This window comes from Streptomyces sp. NPDC007164 (assembly GCF_040634135.1).
GTDB classification, from domain to species: domain Bacteria; phylum Actinomycetota; class Actinomycetes; order Streptomycetales; family Streptomycetaceae; genus Streptomyces; species Streptomyces sanglieri.
On record NZ_JBEYFB010000002.1, the window covers coordinates 392,271 to 409,515 of the forward strand.

General features: G+C 72.3%; 15 protein-coding genes and 1 riboswitch. Of the genes, 4 read left to right on the plus strand and 11 right to left on the minus strand.

Annotation, left to right across the window (positions count from 1 at the left end; genetic code table 11):
• Positions 1-36: 36 nt before the first annotated feature.
• The 3 genes from ABZ622_RS06275 to ABZ622_RS06285 form a co-directional block, all read right to left on the minus strand.
• On the minus strand, positions 37-1,323 hold the full coding sequence (locus ABZ622_RS06275; RefSeq protein WP_360540897.1) for an ArsA-related P-loop ATPase: 1,287 nt from the start codon (positions 1,321-1,323) through the stop codon (positions 37-39).
• A gap of 5 nt (positions 1,324-1,328) precedes the next feature.
• Complete coding sequence (locus ABZ622_RS06280; RefSeq protein ID WP_360540899.1) at positions 1,329-1,778, minus strand: SRPBCC family protein; 450 nt, start codon at positions 1,776-1,778, stop codon at positions 1,329-1,331.
• A 107-nt stretch (positions 1,779-1,885) separates the two neighbouring features.
• Positions 1,886-2,680 carry a metallophosphoesterase gene (locus tag ABZ622_RS06285; protein ID WP_360540901.1) on the minus strand — a complete coding sequence of 265 codons (795 nt, stop codon included), beginning with the start codon at positions 2,678-2,680 and terminating at the stop codon, positions 1,886-1,888.
• Between the two features lie 280 nt (positions 2,681-2,960).
• Between ABZ622_RS06285 and ABZ622_RS06290 the strand changes: the two genes are divergently transcribed.
• On the plus strand, positions 2,961-4,757 hold the full coding sequence (locus ABZ622_RS06290) for an AMP-dependent synthetase/ligase (protein ID WP_360540903.1): 1,797 nt from the start codon (positions 2,961-2,963) through the stop codon (positions 4,755-4,757).
• 159 nt (positions 4,758-4,916) lie between these two features.
• On the opposite strand, the gene ABZ622_RS06295 is transcribed toward ABZ622_RS06290, so the two are convergent.
• Positions 4,917-6,059 (minus strand): glycosyltransferase family 4 protein, encoded by a 1,143-nt coding sequence (locus ABZ622_RS06295; protein WP_360540905.1) that lies wholly within the window; start codon positions 6,057-6,059, stop codon positions 4,917-4,919.
• A 111-nt stretch (positions 6,060-6,170) separates the two neighbouring features.
• Here ABZ622_RS06295 and ABZ622_RS06300 point away from each other — a divergent pair, with 111 nt between their 5' ends.
• Entirely contained in the window at positions 6,171-7,415 is a 1,245-nt protein-coding gene (locus ABZ622_RS06300; protein ID WP_360540907.1) for a glycosyltransferase family 87 protein, read from the plus strand.
• 13 nt (positions 7,416-7,428) lie between these two features.
• Here ABZ622_RS06300 and ABZ622_RS06305 read toward each other — a convergent pair whose 3' ends face one another.
• The 5 genes from ABZ622_RS06305 to ABZ622_RS06325 form a co-directional block, all read right to left on the minus strand.
• A complete protein-coding gene (locus tag ABZ622_RS06305) occupies positions 7,429-8,667 on the minus strand; it encodes a hypothetical protein (RefSeq protein WP_360540909.1) in 1,239 nt (412 codons plus the stop codon).
• 16 nt (positions 8,668-8,683) lie between these two features.
• Complete coding sequence (locus ABZ622_RS06310; RefSeq protein ID WP_360540911.1) at positions 8,684-9,715, minus strand: NlpC/P60 family protein; 1,032 nt, start codon at positions 9,713-9,715, stop codon at positions 8,684-8,686.
• Positions 9,716-9,953: 238 nt separating this feature from the next.
• On the minus strand, positions 9,954-10,982 hold the full coding sequence (locus tag ABZ622_RS06315) for an NlpC/P60 family protein (RefSeq protein ID WP_360540913.1): 1,029 nt from the start codon (positions 10,980-10,982) through the stop codon (positions 9,954-9,956).
• Between the two features lie 284 nt (positions 10,983-11,266).
• A complete protein-coding gene (locus tag ABZ622_RS06320; protein WP_360541034.1) occupies positions 11,267-12,628 on the minus strand; it encodes an NYN domain-containing protein in 1,362 nt (453 codons plus the stop codon).
• A 36-nt stretch (positions 12,629-12,664) separates the two neighbouring features.
• Positions 12,665-12,907, minus strand: coding sequence for a hypothetical protein (locus tag ABZ622_RS06325; RefSeq protein ID WP_014156692.1), 243 nt, complete (start codon positions 12,905-12,907; stop codon positions 12,665-12,667).
• Between the two features lie 163 nt (positions 12,908-13,070).
• Between ABZ622_RS06325 and ABZ622_RS06330 the strand changes: the two genes are divergently transcribed.
• Together ABZ622_RS06330 and ABZ622_RS06335 are read left to right on the plus strand one after the other, a co-directional pair.
• A complete protein-coding gene (locus ABZ622_RS06330; RefSeq protein ID WP_360540915.1) occupies positions 13,071-13,823 on the plus strand; it encodes a rhomboid family intramembrane serine protease in 753 nt (250 codons plus the stop codon).
• On the plus strand, positions 13,820-14,101 hold the full coding sequence (locus tag ABZ622_RS06335) for an Lrp/AsnC ligand binding domain-containing protein (RefSeq protein WP_124718123.1): 282 nt from the start codon (positions 13,820-13,822) through the stop codon (positions 14,099-14,101). Before ABZ622_RS06330 ends, ABZ622_RS06335 begins: the two co-directional genes overlap by 4 nt.
• Positions 14,102-14,184: 83 nt before the next feature.
• Here the strand turns inward: ABZ622_RS06335 and ABZ622_RS06340 are convergent, their stop codons facing one another.
• On the minus strand, positions 14,185-15,561 hold the full coding sequence (locus ABZ622_RS06340; RefSeq protein WP_360540917.1) for an aminotransferase class V-fold PLP-dependent enzyme: 1,377 nt from the start codon (positions 15,559-15,561) through the stop codon (positions 14,185-14,187).
• A 177-nt stretch (positions 15,562-15,738) separates the two neighbouring features.
• Positions 15,739-15,856, minus strand: a riboswitch (SAM riboswitch).
• A 249-nt stretch (positions 15,857-16,105) separates the two neighbouring features.
• Positions 16,106-17,170 carry an anthranilate phosphoribosyltransferase gene (trpD, locus tag ABZ622_RS06345; RefSeq protein WP_360540919.1) on the minus strand — a complete coding sequence of 355 codons (1,065 nt, stop codon included), beginning with the start codon at positions 17,168-17,170 and terminating at the stop codon, positions 16,106-16,108.
• Positions 17,171-17,245 lie beyond the last annotated feature (75 nt).

The window sequence follows — 17,245 nt, forward strand, 5'->3', positions numbered from 1 at the left end:
CGTACTACCGACGTTACCCGAAGCGCGACGCGCCGTTCAGCCCGTCCTCGGCCACAGGCCGGGGTCCGGGGTGAACCGGACCCGGAGCACCCCGTCGGTGAGGGCGGCGCCGGAGACGGTGCAGCGGCGCAGTCCGGACTCCAGCGGGACGATCCGGTGGAACGGGCCGACGGTGAGCAGCAGTTCGTCGCCGCGGCGGACCAGCTGGAGGTCCTTCTTGGCGGCGCCGGGCAGCGGCAGGCACCAGACCAGGACCGGGTCGCCGTCGCCGGACGGCGGGCCGGTGGTCACGATCCGGGCGCCGGGCAGCAGCCCGTCCAGGCCTTCCGGGGTACCGGGGCTCTCCACCCACCAGGGGGCGTCGGCCCGGCCGGGGCCCCGCCCGTCCAGTCCCCCGGCGAGTCCGTCGTCCCCGCGGGGGCCGTCGGCCGCGGTGTCGAGGCGGGCGAGGTCGTCGAGGCCGCGCGGGTCGCGGCCGAGGTGGGGCACCTGGCACAGCGCGGCGTGGGGCGCCCACTCCTCGTACCAGTGGTCGACGGTCTTCTCCTGCTGTGCGGCGAGCTCCGCGAACCAGGGGTCGGCCGAGTGCCTGGGCAGCACCCGGTTCACCGCGAGGGCGTCGACCCGCAGTCCGTGCAGGGCGAGGCCGGTGCGGGCGGTGCGCAGGGTGTCCTCGGCGGCGGGGCCGGGCTCCGCGACCAGCCGGACCGTGGTGTCGCGGGCCTCGATCAGGGCCTGCACGGCGGCCAGCTCGGCGTCCCTGCGGGCGGCCGCCTCGTACAGCCACTGGGCGGGCATGGGCACGCCGGCGAGCTGGGCGAGCATCGGGCGCAGGGCGCGGGCGGCCTGGCGTTCCGGGGGGAGCAGCCTGCGCAGATAGCGGCGCAGTTGTTCGGGGAGTGCGAGCAGGGCGAGTGCTTCGCGCAGGGGCGGCAGGTCGACGACGAGGAGGTCGTGGCCGGCCCGCGACCAGTCGCCCTCGGCGGCGCGGCGCAGGGCGTGCAGCAGGGCGAGCTGGGTGCTGCCGGGGAGTTCGGTCAGCTCCTCGCCGTCCAGCCGGTTCCCGCCGAGCAGGTCGAGTACGACGGAGGCCTGGTCCTGGAGGGCGAGGAGTTCGCCGCGGAAGTGCTCGCCGGAGTCGATGCGGGCGGACCACAGCCCGTCGGTGACCTCGGTGGGCTCGGTGTCCTCGGGGAAGCCGGGTATGCCGTCGGCGGTCAGCAGCAGGGTGCGCCGGCCCCGGCGGGCGGCGGCCAGCGCGGTCGCCGCCGCGACGGTGGTACGGCCGGCGCCGCCGGGGCCGGTGACGAGGACCGTACGCATCCGGGTCAGCCCTTCGGGACGGACTCGACGCGCTTCTTCAGTCCGGCCAGGGCCCGGTCGATGATGACCTTCTCGGCCTTGCGCTTGATCATGCCGAGCATCGGGATCTTGACGTCGACGGTGAGCCGGTAGGTGACCTCGGTGCGGTCGCCGTCGCCGAGCGGGGCCAGTGCGTAGGAGCCGTCGATGGCGCGCAGCATCTGGGACTTGACGAGGGTCCAGCTGACCTCGTAGTCGCCGATCCAGGTGTAGGCGAGGGTGTGGTCGTCCTTGATCGCTCCGGCGTCGAGGACGAGCCGGACCTTCTCGGCGCGGCCGTGGTCGTCCTCGGCGAGGACCTCGGCCTCCTTGACCTCTCCGGTCCACTCCGGGTAGCGGGCGAAGTCGGCGATCACTCCCATGACGTCGGCCGGTGCCGCCTCGATCGTGATGCTCGAGCTGGTGTGTTCAGCCATCGCCGTGGCTCCTCCAGTGCGGTGTACCGGTGCGTCGGCAGATGCCTGCCGTCAGAAGGCTATCGCGTGTGCGCGGCGCCTCGTTCCAGGGTCCGGTGCCGGTGTGGTCACCACTCCAGGGACCAGGGCCTGCCGGTGGACGCGAAGTGTCCGACGTTCACACATTCGGTGGCAACGATCCGCATCCGTCGCACCAGCGGCTGGTGGACGTGGCCGAACAGGGCGTACCGGGGGCGGGTCCGGCGGATGGCGTCCAGCAGGGCCCGGCTGCCGCGCTCGAAGCGGCGCGCCACCGTGTCGTACGTCAGCTCCGGCACATCGGGCGGGATGTGGGTGCAGAGCACGTCGACCGGGCCGAGCGCCTCGATCTTCGCCGCGTACTCCTCGTCGCCGATCTCGTACGGGGTGTTCATAGGGGTCTTCAGCCCGCCGCCGACGAAGCCGAAGACGCGGCCGCCGATCTCGGCCCGTTCGCCGTCCAGGACGGTGGTGCCGGGATGCGCGTACTCGGACCACAGGCCGGGGATGTCGACGTTGCCGTAGGTGGCGTACGTCGGGGTGGGGAAGGCCGCGAAGAGCTCGGCGTACTGCTTGCGCACCGCCGAGACGATCGCCGCGTTGCGGTCCCGGCCCGCCCACAGGCCGCGGCCGAACTCGCGGGCCTCCTCGAAGCGGCGCGCGGTGCGCAGCGCGACGATCCGGTCGGCGTTCTCCACTCCGAAGAGATCGGGGAAGATGCCGCGCGAGTGGTCGGCGTAGTCGAGGAAGAGCACCAGGTCACCGAGGCAGACCAGCGCGTCGGCGCCGTCCCCGGCGCGGGCCAGCGCCTCGGTGTTGCCGTGCACGTCGCTGACCACATGGATACGCGTGCGCTGTCTGGCGCTGTCCGGTCCGGCTCGCATGACGATCACCCTAGGACGCTCCCGGTCACCTGGGTAGAGGCCGCCGGACCTGCGAAAATCTTCGCCCGGTCATACGGGTGGACTACTGTGCGCCCAAGGATCACCGCGATGTGTGACGCGTAAGACATCTGGCCGGAACCCCCTATCGGGAACCGAGTACTGGTGGGTAACGTCCGGGCAGTCCAGTCGTGCTCACCCCACTGAGCACCTGCCAATCCTGGACCGCAGCCGGTGCGTCACACAGAGCCGTGGCACCGGAGCCCGATGAGGAGCAGCAGTCTTGCGCGAGTTCAGCCTTCCGGCCCTGTACGAGGTCCCTTCGGACGGCAACCTGACGGATCTCATCCGCCGCAATGCCGCTCAGCATCCCGATGTCGCGGTGATGAGCCGCAAGGTGGGGGGCGCGTGGGCCGATGTGAACGCCGCGCAGTTCCTGGCCGAGGTCAGAGGCGTCGCCAAAGGGCTGATCGCCGCGGGCGTCGACGCCGGTGACCGGGTGGCCCTGCTCTCGCGCACCCGCTACGAGTGGGTACTGCTCGACTTCGCGATCTGGAGCGCCGGCGCGGTCACCGTCCCGGTGTACGAGACCAGTTCGCCCGAGCAGATCCAGTGGATCCTCGGTGATTCCGGTGCCGCCCTGTGTCTGGTGGAGTCGAAGGCGCACCAGGCCTCCGTGGTCTCCGTCCAGGCCGGCCTGCCGGCCCTTAAGGGCATCTGGCAGATCGAGGAAGACGCGATCCGCGGGCTGACGGCGATCGGGGAGGACGTCTCGGACGAGACGCTGGACCTGCGGATGACGAGCGCCAAGGCGGACGACCCGGCCACCATCGTCTACACCTCGGGCACCACCGGCCGCCCCAAGGGCTGTGTGCTCACGCACCGCAGCTTCTTCGCCGAGTGCGGCAACGTGGTGGAGCGGCTGAAGCCGCTCTTCCGTACCGGTGAGTGCTCCGTACTGCTCTTCCTGCCCGCCGCGCACGTCTTCGGGCGGCTGGTCGAGGTGGCCTCGGTGATGGCCCCGATCAAGCTCGGCTGCGTACCGGACATCAAGCACCTCACCGATGAACTGGCCTCGTTCCGGCCGACGTTGATTCTCGGTGTGCCGCGGGTCTTCGAGAAGGTGTACAACGCGGCGCGGGCCAAGGCGCAGGCCGACGGCAAGGGAAAGATTTTCGACAGGGCCGCGAACACGGCGATCGCCTACAGCCGCGCGCTGAGTACCCCCCAGGGCCCCGCGCTGGGCCTGAGGCTGAAGCACAAGATCTTCGACCGGCTGGTCTACGGCAAGCTGCGCGCGGTGCTCGGCGGGCGCGGCGAGTACGCGATCTCCGGCGGCGCGCCGCTGGGCGAGCGGCTCGGCCACTTCTACCGCGGCATCGGCTTCACCGTCCTGGAGGGCTACGGCCTGACCGAGACGTGCGCGGCCACCGCCTTCAATCCGTGGGACCGGCAGAAGATCGGTACGGTCGGCCAGCCGCTGCCCGGTTCGGTGGTGCGGATCGCCGACGACGGCGAGGTGCTGCTGCACGGCGAGCACCTGTTCACCGGTTACTGGAACAACGAGGCGGCGACGGCCGACGCGCTGGCCGACGGCTGGTTCCACACGGGCGACATCGGCACGCTGGACGAGGACGGCTATCTCGCGATCACCGGCCGCAAGAAGGAGATCATCGTCACCGCGGGCGGCAAGAACGTCGCTCCCGCGGTGATCGAGGACCGGATCCGCGGGCACGCCCTGATCGCCGAGTGCATGGTGGTCGGCGACGGACGGCCGTTCGTGGGCGCGCTGGTCACCCTGGACGAGGAGTTCCTGGGCCGCTGGGCGGCGGAGCACGGCAAGCCGGCGGGTTCGACGGCGGTGTCGCTGCGCGAGGACCCGGAGCTGCTGGCCGAGGTGCAGCGGGCGGTGGACGACGGGAACGCGGCCGTGTCCAAGGCGGAGTCGGTGCGCAAGTTCCGCATCCTGGACTCGCAGTTCACCGAGGAGGCGGGCCACATCACGCCGTCGCTGAAGCTGAAGCGGAACGTGGTGGCGAAGGACTTCGCGGACGAGATCGAGTCGATCTACCGGGGCTGACCGGCATCCGTACGTCGCAGGGCCCGCACGACGTGTGCGGGCCCTGACGCGTACGTGGTCCGGAGCGAGCGCCCGCGCCGCGCACGAGGCCGGGAGCGAGCATCCGCACCTCGTACGTGGCCCGGGAGCAAGCGCCCGCGTCTCCATCTCGCACGTGGCTCAGAGCAGCGCCCGCAGCCGCTCGGCGAGCAGGTCCCAGCGCCACTTCTCCTCGACCCAGGCCCGCCCCCGCTCCCCCATCCGCTGCCGCAGCTCCGGGTCGCGCAGCAGCGTGACGATCCGGTCGGCCGACTCCTCCACGCTGCCGCCGCGCACCACCCACCCGGTCTCGCCGTCGAGCACCGCGTCGGGCGCGCCGCCCGAGTCGCCCGCCACCACCGGCAGACCGGTCGCGGAGGCCTCCAGGAAGACGATGCCGAGCCCCTCCACGTCGAGGCCGCCGCGCCGGGTGCGGCACGGTATGGCGAAGACGTCGCCCGCGCCGTAGTGGGCGGGCAGCTCCTCCCAGGGCACCGGTCCGGTGAACCGCACGGACTCCCCGACCCCGGTCTCCTCGGCCAGCCGCCTGAGCTCCTTGTCGTACGGTCCGCCGCCGACGATCAGGAGCACCGCGTCCGGCACCTGCGCCAGGATCGCGGGCATCGCGAGGATCAGCGTGTCCTGGCCCTTGCGCGGCACGAGCCGGGACACACAGACGACGACCGGCCGGTCCGAGAGGCCGAGCCCGGCCCTGGTCCGGTCCCCGCCCGAGCTCGGCTGGAAGGTCTTCTCGTCGACGCCGGGCGGCAGCTGGGCCATCCGCGCCGCGGCCCGTGGGGTGAGCGCGGGGGCGATCCGGGAGCGGGTGTACTCCCCCAGGTACGTGATCGTGTCCGTGCCCTCGCCGATCCGTCGCAGCAGCTGCCGGGCCGCGGGCAGCTGCGCCCATCCCGCCTCGTGCCCGTGGGTGGTGGCGACCAGACGGCGGGCGCCCGCCCGGCGCAGCGCCGGTGCCATCAGCCCGAGCGGGGCGGCGGCGCCGAACCAGACGGAGGTGCAGCCGTGCTCGCGCAGCAGCCGCACCGCGCGCCGGGTGACCCGGGGGGTCGGCAGCAGCATCGTCACGGGGTCGCGCACGACGGTGAACGGCTGCTCGGCGTCGAAGGCGGCGGTGGCCGCGCGGCCTTCGGGGGTCCGCTTCCAGGTGGAGGTGTACACGACGATCTGTGCGGGGTCCAGGCGCAGCGCCATGTTGTGCAGGAACGCCTGGATGCCGCCGGGGCGGGGCGGGAAGTCGTTGGTCACGATCAGGGTCTTGTCCATCCCGGCCGACAGTACCGGCAGCCCGGCCCGATGGCTCTCGCGCACTCCGGGCGGGCATCATGGCTCCTCGTACCCACCCGGTACCCACCGATGAGAACGGATGAGGCGGTCATGACCGGATCGACCGGCGCGCGGCTGGCCGTCGTGGTGTGGGCCCTGACCAGGGTCGCGCTGCTGCTCTGCGTCACCAAGGTGATCACGCTGCCCGGACCGGACGTGACCAGCGATGTCTCGGTGATCTACCACGGCTGGTCCGAGGTCCTGAAGACCGGTACGTATCCGCAGTCCGACGTCACCTGGCAGTACCCGCCGCTGGCCGCGCTCGCCATCCTCTCCCCCGCGCTGCTGCCGTTCCTGGACTACGCCTCGGCCTTCTTCGTCCTCGCGTTCGTCTGCGATCTGCTGGTGCTGGGGCTGCTGCTGTACGCGGGCCGGGGGGACGGCCGGTGGCCGGCCGGCGCCTGGGTGTGGGTGGCGGGGGTGCCGCTGCTCGGCACGACCGCGTACGCCCGTTACGACGTGATGGTCACGGCGGTCGCGGTGGCGGCTCTGCTGGCGGGGCTGCGGCATCCGCGGGTGCTGGGGGTGCTGGCCGCCGTCGGTGCGCTGCTGAAGGTGTGGCCGGCGCTGATCCTGGCGGGTACGGCGCGCGGGCGGCGGACGCGGCTGGCGTGGACGGCCGCGGCGGTGACGGCGGCCGGGCTGCTGGTGGTGTGCACCGTGGCGATGCCGGGGGCGCTGGCCTTCCTGGGCTCCCAGCGCGACCGGGGCACCGAGGTCGAGTCGCTGGGGGCGCTGGTCTTCCATGTGGCGCGGCAGTTCGGCTGGCAGGGCCGGGTGGAACTGCACTACGGCTCGATGGAGTTCCTGGGCCCGCACGTGCCGCTGGTGAGCACGCTCGCCCTCGGTCTGTCGGTCCTCGCGTTCGGCTGGCTGCTGCTGTGGCGGCTGCGGGCCCGTGAGTTCGGCGTGAGCACCCCGGCGGACGCGGCGTTCACGGCGGTGCTGCTGTTCACGACGACGAGCCGGGTGATCAGTCCCCAGTACATGCTGTGGCTGGTCGGCCTGGCGGCGGTCTGCCTGGTGTTCCGCGACAGCCGGATGGTGCTGCCGGCCTGTCTGGTGCTGGCGGCGACGGGCGTCACCCAGTGGGAGTTCCCGCTCGGGTTCGTCCACGTGGTGACCAGCGACGCGACGGGCGTGACGCTGATGTTCCTGCGCAACGGCCTGCTGGTCGCGGCGACGCTGATCGCCTGCCGTCGGCTGTGGCGGCGGACGGTCACCGGGGCGGCGCGCGAGGGCGGCCCGGCCGCCCGGTCCGGCCTCGACCGGGAGGCGGAGCCGGTCGCCTCCTGAGCCGCGCGCCCGCTCAGCCGAGCGTGGTGCGCAGGCGGTCGCGCCAGAGCACGGTGAAGTCCTCGGGGGTCGTGCCGAGCACCTCGCGCATGGCCTGCTCCACCGCTCCGTCCCGTCCCGAGTGCCCTCCGACGGCCCGGTAGAAGGCGAACAGCTTCCGCTCGCCCCAGTGGTCGGCGATCAGCTCGCAGGCCGCCCAGCCGCCCTCGTACGCCCTCGCCAGGCGCGCGGGATCGCCCGTGAAGGCGAAGTCCTCGTCGGTGGGGAGCCCGGCCGGCAGCTCGCCGCGTGCGACGGCGTCCGCGAGTTCGGGTGCGATCCGGGCCGCGGCGCGGTCCTCGGCCCGGTAGGCCGCCCAGTCCGCGAAGCCCTCGGAGAGCCAGGTCGGGGTCGCGGCGGAGGTGCGGGCGCGGGTGGCGACATGGGTGGTCTCGTGGGTGAGGACGATCCGCTGCCCGAAGGTGCCGAGCGTGCCGTACGCCTCCGGGTTGACGATCACCCGGTCCGCCGGGGTCCGGCCCGTGCCGCCGGTCCGTCCCGTGGTGACGGCGGCGATCCCTCGGTAGTCCGCCGCCGTCGACCCCAGCAGCCCCGCCATGTCCCGCACCGTCCGCGGCACGAGCACCACCACGCGGCCCGCCCAGCGCTCCGGCCAGGCGCCGGAGACGGCGGGCACCGCGCCGTCCGCGGTACGGGCGATCCGGTTCAGCTCCCGGTCCGTGCGGCCGACGCCGAGCACCAGGCTGTGCTTCCCGGGCACCACCCGGACGTCGCCCTGCTGCCAGAGCTGGACTCCGTCCCCGACCGCCCGCTCGCCCACGACGTACCAGCGGCCGGCCGCCCGGTCCCGCTTCAGGTGGAACACCCGGTCCGCGGTGACCGGCGCCGCGTCGTAGCCCTTGATCCGGTAGCGCAGCTCGACGTCGGCGGTGGCCCGGTCGGTGCCCTCGGCGGTCACGCCGCGCAGCCGGTAGGTCCAGGAGCCGAGCGGCACGTCGGCGAGGTTGCCGAGCTCCCGGCGCTGGGCCGCGCGCAGTGCGGTGGCCCCGGGGTCCGTGGTGGCGAGGTAGGCGTCGGTGTCGTGGTCCAGCACGGCGGCGGCCCGGCGGTCCAGCGTGGCGCGGACGGCCCGGGTGGTGGATCCGGGGGCGGCGCCGTCGTCGCGGGCCGCGCAGCCGGAGACGAGCAGCGCTCCCGCGAGCAGCGCTCCCGCCGCCCGTCGCCCGCCGTTCCGTCCCCGCCGTCGCCGCACCCGATCGAGGGTACGGTCAGACGCGGGTGACCGACGTGACGGGCATCATGCCGACGGGGTCGTAGCGCACCGGGGCCCCGGGGTACGGGGCGTGGATCACCTGTCCGTTGCCGACGTACATCGCGACGTGGCCGGCGTCCGCCCGGTAGACGACCAGGTCGCCGGGGCGGGCGGCGGAGAGCGGCACCATGTGGCCCGCGTACCGCTGGGCCTGCGAGGTCCGGGGCAGGCTGACCCCGGCCCGGGCGTACGCCCACTGCATCAGCCCGGAGCAGTCGAATCCGGCCGGTCCGCTGGCCCCCCAGACGTACGGGCGGCCGAGCGCCTGCCGGACCGCCATGACGGCGGCCGCCGCACGCGCGGAGCCGGCCAGCAGGTCGGCCATGGCCGGGTACCCGGCGTCGCGGCCGGAGCGCGAGGCCCGCTCGAACTCCGCCCGGTCGGCGCCGGGCAGCGCGCCCAGCAGCTTCCTGGCCTCGGCGAGCTTGCGCTCGACGGTCCGTTTGTGGCGGGTGGCATCCGCCCGGCTGCGCTCCAGCTCGGCCAGTGCGCGGGCCGCCTCCGCCCGGGTCTGCGTCAGCCCGCGCTGGACCTGCTGGAGTTCCCGCAGCTCGGCGGCCTGAAGGCCGGTCAGGCGTTCCAGCACGGCCGCCCGGTCGAGGTAGCTGTCCGGGTCGGAGGAGAGCAGCAGGGCGAGCGAAGGGTCGATGGAGCCGGAGCGGTACTGCGCGCTCGCCGCCGAACCGAGCACCGTACGCATCCGGTTGACCTGCTCCTGGCCGCGGGCTGCCCGGTCCTGGGCCCGGTCGACCTCGCCGCGCAGCCGGCCGATGTTCTCACCGGCCGCGTTGTACTGCTCGGTGGCCCGCTCCGCCTCGGTGTACAGCCGGTCGACGCGGGCCTTGGCGGTCCTGGGCGCGTCCTGCGGGTCGGCGTTCGCGGTGGCCGCGCCGAGGGTGGCGGCCGCGGTCGCCGCCGCGGCGGACAGAACGGTGGCCCGGACGGTCAGGTTGAGCCCGGACTGTGTGGAACGGCGATGGGACACCACAGGACGCCGCACTCCCTTCCGCTGTACGCAGACGCGCGCAGCCCCTGCCGCCCGGGGCGGGCGGACCGACGACCGGGAGCTGCACGGCAGGCAGACAGTAGTCGGACGATCACGGAGCGGCCAAAGGCCGCGCCGGTGGGAAGTGCGGCGGAAACGACGGCGCCCCGCCGGTGACCTGTTGGTCTCCGGCGGGGCGGACTGTCTGCGCGGGCGCGGGAATTCGCCCGTTCGGGCGTGGTCAGCCGACGCGGACGCCGAACTGGAAGCTGCCGATGGTGTCCATCGACTCGAAGCGGACGAACGTGCCCGGGTACGGGGCGTGCAGGAGGGTGTTGTTGCCCGCGTAGAGCCCCACGTGCGAGGTGTTGTTGAAGAAGACCAGGTCGCCCGGCTTCAGCGCGCTGCGCCCGATGTGGACACCGTCGTTGATCTGGGTGTAGGTGACCCGGGAGATCTGGACGTTGGCCTGGGCGTAGGCCCACTGGGTCAGCCCGGAGCAGTCGAAGGACCCGGGGCCGGTGCCGCCGCGGCCGTACGGCTTGCCCACCTGGGTCTTGGCGGCGTTCAGGGCCGCGGCACCCCAGGCGGAGGCGGGGAGTTCGTTGCCCAGGTCGACACGGTCGCCCGCGGAGCGGCTGGCGCGCTGCTGGTCGTCGCGCATCTTCGCGCGCTCGGCGGCGGTCATCGTGTTGAGCAGGCGCTGGGCCTCGCCCAGCTTGCTCTGGAGCTTCTTCTTCTTCTCGCCGAGCGTCTTGCGGACGTCTTCCAGGTCACCGAGCTTGTCCTGGGCCTCCTTGCGCTCCTGCGCGAGGGACCGCTGCTTCTCCTGGATCTTCCCCAGGGTCTCGGTCTGCTTGGCCGTCAACTGGTCGAGCGCCGACGCCTCGTCGAGGAAGGTGTCCGGGTTCGAGGAGAGGAAGAGCTGCACCGAAGGGTCGATGCCACCGGAGCGGTACTGCGCGGCGGCGAGCGAACCGAGGCCGTTGCGCAGGTTGTTGATCTCCTGCTGGCCGCGGGCCACCTTGTCCTGCAGCGCGCCGACTTCCTTCTCCAGCTTCTGCTGCTTCTCCTTGGCGCCGTAGTACTGCTCGTTGGCCTCGCCGGCCTCGTGGCTGAGCTTCTCGACCTTGGTCTTGACCTCGCTCTTGGAGGGCTTCGGGTCGGCGTGCGCCGCCTGGGAGGTCAGGGCGACGGCTGCGGCGGCGGTTGCGGTGAGCACGGTCACACGAGCGCGGCTCGGCTGCTTGGGACGACGGTGGGACGCCACGGAGGCGAGCTCCTTCTTCCTCGAGCCGCCTACCGGGCTGTGGGGGACGCGAATCCCCGGCTCCGTGCATGTCACGGACTCGGCGGTGCCTTCACAGTCACCCCGGATGGGTGATCAACCGTGCGAAGGTTCGAGGCCTGACCCTAGTGACCATCTTGTGATCAGTTCAAATCCTCGCCGGAAAAATCTCGTCACGGACCGCACTTCTTTACCCACGACGCACGGGGTGTAGCGGTGACTTGACGGTCCGTTCCCCGATTTCCACCGACAACCGGCAAGTGCCGCTAGACGCGCGAAAGGCGCTTCAGGAGCAAGACGGACGCAACGGGCCTGGCACCCGCCTTGGCGACTCCGTCGGCCACTTCGCGGTCGGTGGAGACCACCACGACCGGCCTGCCCGGAGGTTCGGCGCGCGCCAGCTGACGGATGAGCTCGTCGGCGGTCACCCCGGGCTTGCTGAACAGCACCCGGACCCCGCGCGGCGGTGCGAGCAGCACCGGGGCCGCCAGCTCGGCCCCGTCGAAGACACAGGTCATCTCCGCACCGGTCTGCGCGGCGAGCATCGAGAGCCCGCCCAGCAGCCGCAACCGCTGCTTCTCCAGCGGCAGCTGCGGATAGCCGGTCTTGGTGACGTTGTAGCCGTCGACGATCAGATGCGCCTGCGGCAGCGCGAGCAACTGGTCGAGCAGGGCCGGGTCGGTCTCCGAAAGGGCCCTGGCGGCGATGTCCTTGGGCGACATCCGGCCCGGCTCGACCGCGTCGACGCTGTCCGCCGGCCGCATCGAGGAGGGCGGCAGGGCCAGTTCGCGGCGGAGTCCGCTCGCCGCGTCGAGCACCGTGTCCAGCAGCAGCCGCAGCCGCATGTCCTCGACCGAGCGGCCCTCCCTGGCGGCCCGGCGGCCCGCCTCCACGGACGCCTCGGCCTCGCCGAGCCGCGCCTTGAGGCGACGGCTCTCGCTCTCGGCCGCGGAGACCTGGGCGGCCGCCTCGGACCGTACGGTGTCGGTCTCGGCCCGGCTGCGGCGCAGCGCGGCCTCGGCGCGCTTGACCTCGTTGACGGCGCTGCGCAGCTTGCGCTGGAGGGATTCGGCCTCCTTGCGGGCCGCGTCCAGCTCGACGCGCAGCCGCTCCGTCTCGCTCTTCGTCTGGGAGCGGGCGCGGACCAGCTCCTCGCGCAGCCGCTCCAGCTCGCGGCGGCTCTCCTCGTCGGCGCGCTCGGCGTCCGCGCGCTGCGCCTCCTCGCCGGCGGCGGCGACCAGCTTGACCCAGCCCGCCGGGCGCAGCACATAGGCCGCGGCGGCCACGTCGACGGGGTCGGCGGCCGCGGGCGGCGACCCGGCCTCCAGGGCATCGGTCAGCTCCGGCTGGCCCTCCTTGAGCCGCTCGCCGATGCGCTGCCGGAACAACGGATCGCTCTCCAGAGCGGCCGCCATCGCGTTCCCGGCGAACTTGGCCCGCCGGGTCGGGGTGAAGCGGGCGTACTGCCGCAGCTGGGCGGGGAGTTCGGTGACCGTCAGACCGCCGAACGCGTCCGAGACCAGTGCGACGACCCGCCGCCGTACGCCTTCGGGCAGTGGGCGGTCGAGCGCCTCGACGGCGTCGTCGGCCGCCCCGGCCGACTCGGCGCCGCTAGCGGGCTGCTCCACCATCCGTCACCCCAAATGTCTGTGGGCGCGGCTCCGTCAGGAGTCGGCACCCGGCCTGTCCACCAGTTCGATCTGGTCCACCGCGTTGCACCAACGGCAGCGCACCGACTCGATGGTCTCACTGACCACCTCGCGTTCCTCGACGCTGGACTCACCGGCCAGGTCGAGATGGACGTATTCGACGACCTTCGAGGAGCGGGTCACGTCGAAGCGCGTGAGATTTCCGCAGAGCGTGCAGCGCCAGCGGGTCCCGTCGGTCGGCTGGGGAACCGTCGTCATCGTTGCGTCCTCTTTCGTCGAGCCTCGTGCTGCCTTGCTTCAAGGATCTCGCGGTGCGCCGTCGAACTGCGGATGTCCTGCCGTAACCCTACGGCCTCGTCGTGTCCCCCCGACACGGCGAGGCGGTCTGTCCCGTTCCCTCCGCTTGCGTCATGCTCTGTTCATGATCGATCGGCGAGCTGTGGCCGGCAGGCTGACCGGCGGGCTCCTACGTACGGTCACCTCGGGCGGACCGCTGGTGACCCATGCCCTGATCGCGGTCTGCTCCCTGGTCTTCGTGATCAGCCCGCTGTCCGGCTTCAACCCGGTCCCCGGCACCGCCGACGCCCTGCTCGCCGCACAGGCCGGGTACTTCGAACGCTGGGGCGTGATCCCCGGTGAGCTGTGGGACGGCTCCGCGCACGCCCTGCTCACCCCGTTCACCGCCCTGTTCGTGCACGGCAGCTGGCTGCACCTGCTCGGCAACGTGCTCTTCCTGTACGTGTTCGGGGCGATGACCGAGGAGCGCATGGGCCGGGTCGGGTTCACCTTCTTCTACGTGATCTCCGGCTACCTCGCCCTGGTCGCCTACGCGGCCGCGCACGCCACGTCGGACCAGACGCTGGTGGGGGCCTCGGGGGCGATCTCGGCGGTGCTCGGGGCGTTCCTGTATCTGTTCCCCAGGGCCCGGGTCACCAGCCTGTTCCCGTTCCTCTTCTTCCTGCCGCTGCGCTTCCCCGCCTGGATCGTGCTGGTCTTCTGGTTCGCCCTCCAGTGGCTGGCCGTCCAGGGCGCCGGCAGCGGGGGGCCGGGCGTGGCCTATCTGGCCCATGTGGTGGGCTTCGCCCTCGGCTTTCTCTACGCCTGGGGGCGTTACCGGCGTACGGATAGAGTGAAGGGACCAGCCACGGCCACCGAGGGAGAAAGCCAGCCGTGATCACCGCGATCGTGCTCATCAAAACCAGCGTGGACCGGATTCCCGAGATCGCCGAGGCCATCGCCGCGCTGGACAGTGTCAGCGAGGTCTTCTCGGTCACCGGTACGTACGACCTGATCGCCATGGTCCGGGTGCCCAAGCACGACGATCTCGCCGATGTCATCCCCGGCCGGATCAGCAAGATCCCCGGCGTCGAGGCCACCGACACCCATGTGGCGTTCCGTACCTACTCGCAGCACGACCTGGAGGCCGCCTTCGCCATCGGCCTCGACGCGTAGGCACGCGCCTCACCACGCCCGCGGCACTTCGGCGGGGGACGGGCCCACAAGGCTGCCCGTCCCCCGCCGAAGTGCTGTGTGCCTCAGAGCTGCACCGCACCCCGGTCCGGGACGCAGCGGCCGTCCTCGGTGCGGTACTTCCACTGGGCGCCCTTGCTGACCAGTTCCTTGACCGCGCGGACGAACCGCTCGATGTGCTCGTCCGGCGTACCGGCGCCGAAGCTCACCCGGATCGCGTTCAGCGATCGCTCGCCCGGCTCGGCCTCCGGCGCACCGCACTCGCCGACCTCCTGCGGGTCGCTGCCCAGCAGGGTGCGGACCAGCGGGTGGGCGCAGAACAGTCCGTCGCGGACGCCGATGCCGTACTCGGCGGAGAGCGCGGCGGCGAAGTGCGAGCTGTTCCAGCCCTCCACCACGAAGGAGATGACGCCGACCCGCGGGGCGTCGTCGCCGAACAGCGAGAGCACCTTGACCTCGGGGACCTCGGCCAGGCCGGCGCGGACCGCGGCGACGAGGTGCTGCTCCCGGGCGACCAGGTTGTCGAAGCCCGCCTCGGTGAGCGCCTTGCAGGCGGCGGCGATGGAGTACACACCGATGACGTTGGGGGAACCGGCCTCGTGGCGGGCGGCGGTGGAGTGCCACTCGACGTCCACCCCGCCGTCGGTGCGACGGGCGACCTTGCGCGAGGCGCCGCCGCCCGCGAGGTAGGGCTCGGCCTCCTGGAGCCAGTCGGCCCGGCCGGCCAGTACGCCCGAGCCGAAGGGCGCGTACAGCTTGTGTCCGGAGAAGGCAACCCAGTCCACGTCCAGCTCGGCGATGTCGACGGGGTGGTGCGGGGCGAGCTGGGCGGCGTCCAGCACGATCCGGGCGCCGTGCGCGTGCGCGGCGGCGGCCAACTCCTTCACCGGCCACAGCTCGCCGGTGACGTTGGAGGCACCGGTGACGCAGACCAGCGCGGGGCCGTAGGGGTCGCGCTCGGCGAGCGCCCGCTCCAGCGTCTCGACGGCCTGGGCCGGGGTGCGCGGAGCGTTCAGGTAGGTCACCCGGGCGTCGCGCCACGGCAGCAGCGAGGCGTGGTGCTCGGTCTCGTAGACGAAGACCTGGCAGTCGGCCGGGACCACCGCGGCCAGCAGGTTCAGCGAGTCGGTGGTCGAGCGGGTGAAGATCACCTGGTCACCGGCGCGGCAGCCGAGGAACTCCGCGACGGTGACGCGGCTGCTCTCGAAGAGGTCCGTGGAGAGCTGCGAGAGGTAACCGGCTCCGCGGTGGACGCTGCCGTAGTACGGGGCGTACGCCGCGACGTCGTCCCAGACCCGCTGGAGCGCGGGGGCGCTGGCGGCGTAGTCGAGCGCGGCGTAGCTGACCTCACCGCCCGTGACCAGCGGAACCGTCACATCCTTGCCCAGAACCGGCAGAGGTGCACAAAGCGACTGGTCGGCGGCAGCGGTGAAGACAGACATGGCGAACTCCCGTGAGAGGCAGGCGAAATCGCATGCGCCGGCGGATACGCGGCAGCGCAGCGGAAAAGGTGAAAAGGGGTGTGCGGAAGAGGGCCGACGGCCCTATCGCATTCGCGTGCTCACAAGAGACTCCCTAGGGACCAGGACCCCGGGGGTTGGCATTCACAGATGCCGAGGGGCCCGCGCTTGCCGCAGACCTCGCTGCCTACGGCCTGGTCTTCACCCGGGGCACCCCGCCACGGACGGAGGGTTGCCGGACAGCGGGCCGGGGCCGTAGTCGCTGTCACTCATGACCTGCCCAGCATCTTGCCATACGTACGAAGACGCGCAAGGCGCAGTCCAGGATCCGGACTGCGCCTTGCGCCACATCTGCGCCCGTTTCAGAGCCTGCCGGGTGACCTTCGATCGGATAGCGGACGCGGTCTGGTGCGTGCGATTCCAAGGCGCCGGGATGTCCTAGTAGCGGAGCTACTCGGGCATTTCGGCAACGCGGGAAGCGTGCGTGCCAGGGCGTGGCCGCCCGATCAGAGGTCACCCGGCAGGCTCAGGCGTTGCTGGCCGCCACCCAGCGCTCCAGAGCGCGGGCCGCCGCACCGGAGTCGATGGACTCGGCGGCCTTCGCGATCCCGGCCGCGAGCTGCTCGTTCAGCGTGCCGTCCGTCGGGTCGAGAGCCGTCAGCGCCGCCGCCGAGTTGAGCAGCACGGCGTCCCGGGCGGGCCCCCGCTCGCCGGCCAGCACCCGCCGGGCCACATCGGCGTTGTACGAGGCGTCCGCGCCGCGCAGGGCCTGGACGGGCACCAGCTCCAGGCCGACGTCGCGCGGGTCGAACGCCTCCTCGCGCACCGCTCCGTCCCGGACCACCCAGACCCGCGAGGTCGCGGTCGTGGTCAGCTCGTCCAGGCCGTCGTCGCCCCGGAAGACCAGCGCCGAATTGCCGCGCTCGGCAAGGACACCGGCGACGATGGGCGCCATCCTCAGGTCGGCGACACCGACGGCCTGGGAGCGCACCTGGGCCGGGTTGGTGAGCGGTCCGAGGATGTTGAACGTGGTCGGCGTGCCGAGCTCCTTGCGGGCCCTGGCGACGTACCGCAGGGCGGGGTGGAACTTCACCGCGAAGCAGAAGGTGATGCCCGCCTCCTCGGCGACCTCGGCGACCCGCTGCGCGCTGAGGTCCAGGTTGACGCCGAGCTTCTCCAGCACGTCGGAGGAACCGCTCGCGGACGAGGAGGCGCGGTTGCCGTGCTTGACGACCTTGGCGCCGGTGCCGGCGATGACGACCGCCGACATGGTGGAGATATTGACCGTCTTGGCGAGGTCGCCGCCGGTTCCGACGATGTCGACCGTACGGCCGGGTACGTGGATGGTGTTGGCGTGCTCGTACATCGCCCGTACCAGGCCGGACACCTCGTCGATCGTCTCGCCCTTGGCGCGCAGGGCGACCGCGAATCCGGCGATCTGCACATCGCTCGCCTCACCGCGCATGATGCGGTCCATCGCCCACGCGGTGTCGTCCGCGGTGAGGTTCTCGCCGCGCAGCAGGGGGTTCAGCACGCCGGGCCAGGTGCGGTCCGCCACGCTGTCGCCGCCGATCGGGGTCACAACGTTCATGGTCCGCTCCTGGGGTCCACAGCCGGTAAAAGGGATCACCCCCACCCTATCCAGCGCCGGGGACGGCAAAGAGCC

Excerpts from the sequence above, each read along its gene's own strand:
- ABZ622_RS06340 (WP_360540917.1), bottom strand. The coding sequence starts at position 15,561 with ATGTCTGTCTTCACCGCTGCCGCCGACCAGTCGCTTTGTGCACCTCTG.
- ABZ622_RS06330 (WP_360540915.1), top strand. The coding sequence starts at position 13,071 with ATGATCGATCGGCGAGCTGTGGCCGGCAGGCTGACCGGCGGGCTCCTA.
- ABZ622_RS06295 (WP_360540905.1), bottom strand. The coding sequence starts at position 6,059 with ATGGACAAGACCCTGATCGTGACCAACGACTTCCCGCCCCGCCCCGGC.
- ABZ622_RS06325 (WP_014156692.1), bottom strand. The coding sequence starts at position 12,907 with ATGACGACGGTTCCCCAGCCGACCGACGGGACCCGCTGGCGCTGCACG.
- ABZ622_RS06300 (WP_360540907.1), top strand. The coding sequence starts at position 6,171 with ATGACCGGATCGACCGGCGCGCGGCTGGCCGTCGTGGTGTGGGCCCTG.
- ABZ622_RS06285 (WP_360540901.1), bottom strand. The coding sequence starts at position 2,680 with ATGCGAGCCGGACCGGACAGCGCCAGACAGCGCACGCGTATCCATGTG.
- ABZ622_RS06275 (WP_360540897.1), bottom strand. The coding sequence starts at position 1,323 with ATGCGTACGGTCCTCGTCACCGGCCCCGGCGGCGCCGGCCGTACCACC.
- ABZ622_RS06280 (WP_360540899.1), bottom strand. The coding sequence starts at position 1,778 with ATGGCTGAACACACCAGCTCGAGCATCACGATCGAGGCGGCACCGGCC.
- trpD (WP_360540919.1), bottom strand. The coding sequence starts at position 17,170 with ATGAACGTTGTGACCCCGATCGGCGGCGACAGCGTGGCGGACCGCACC.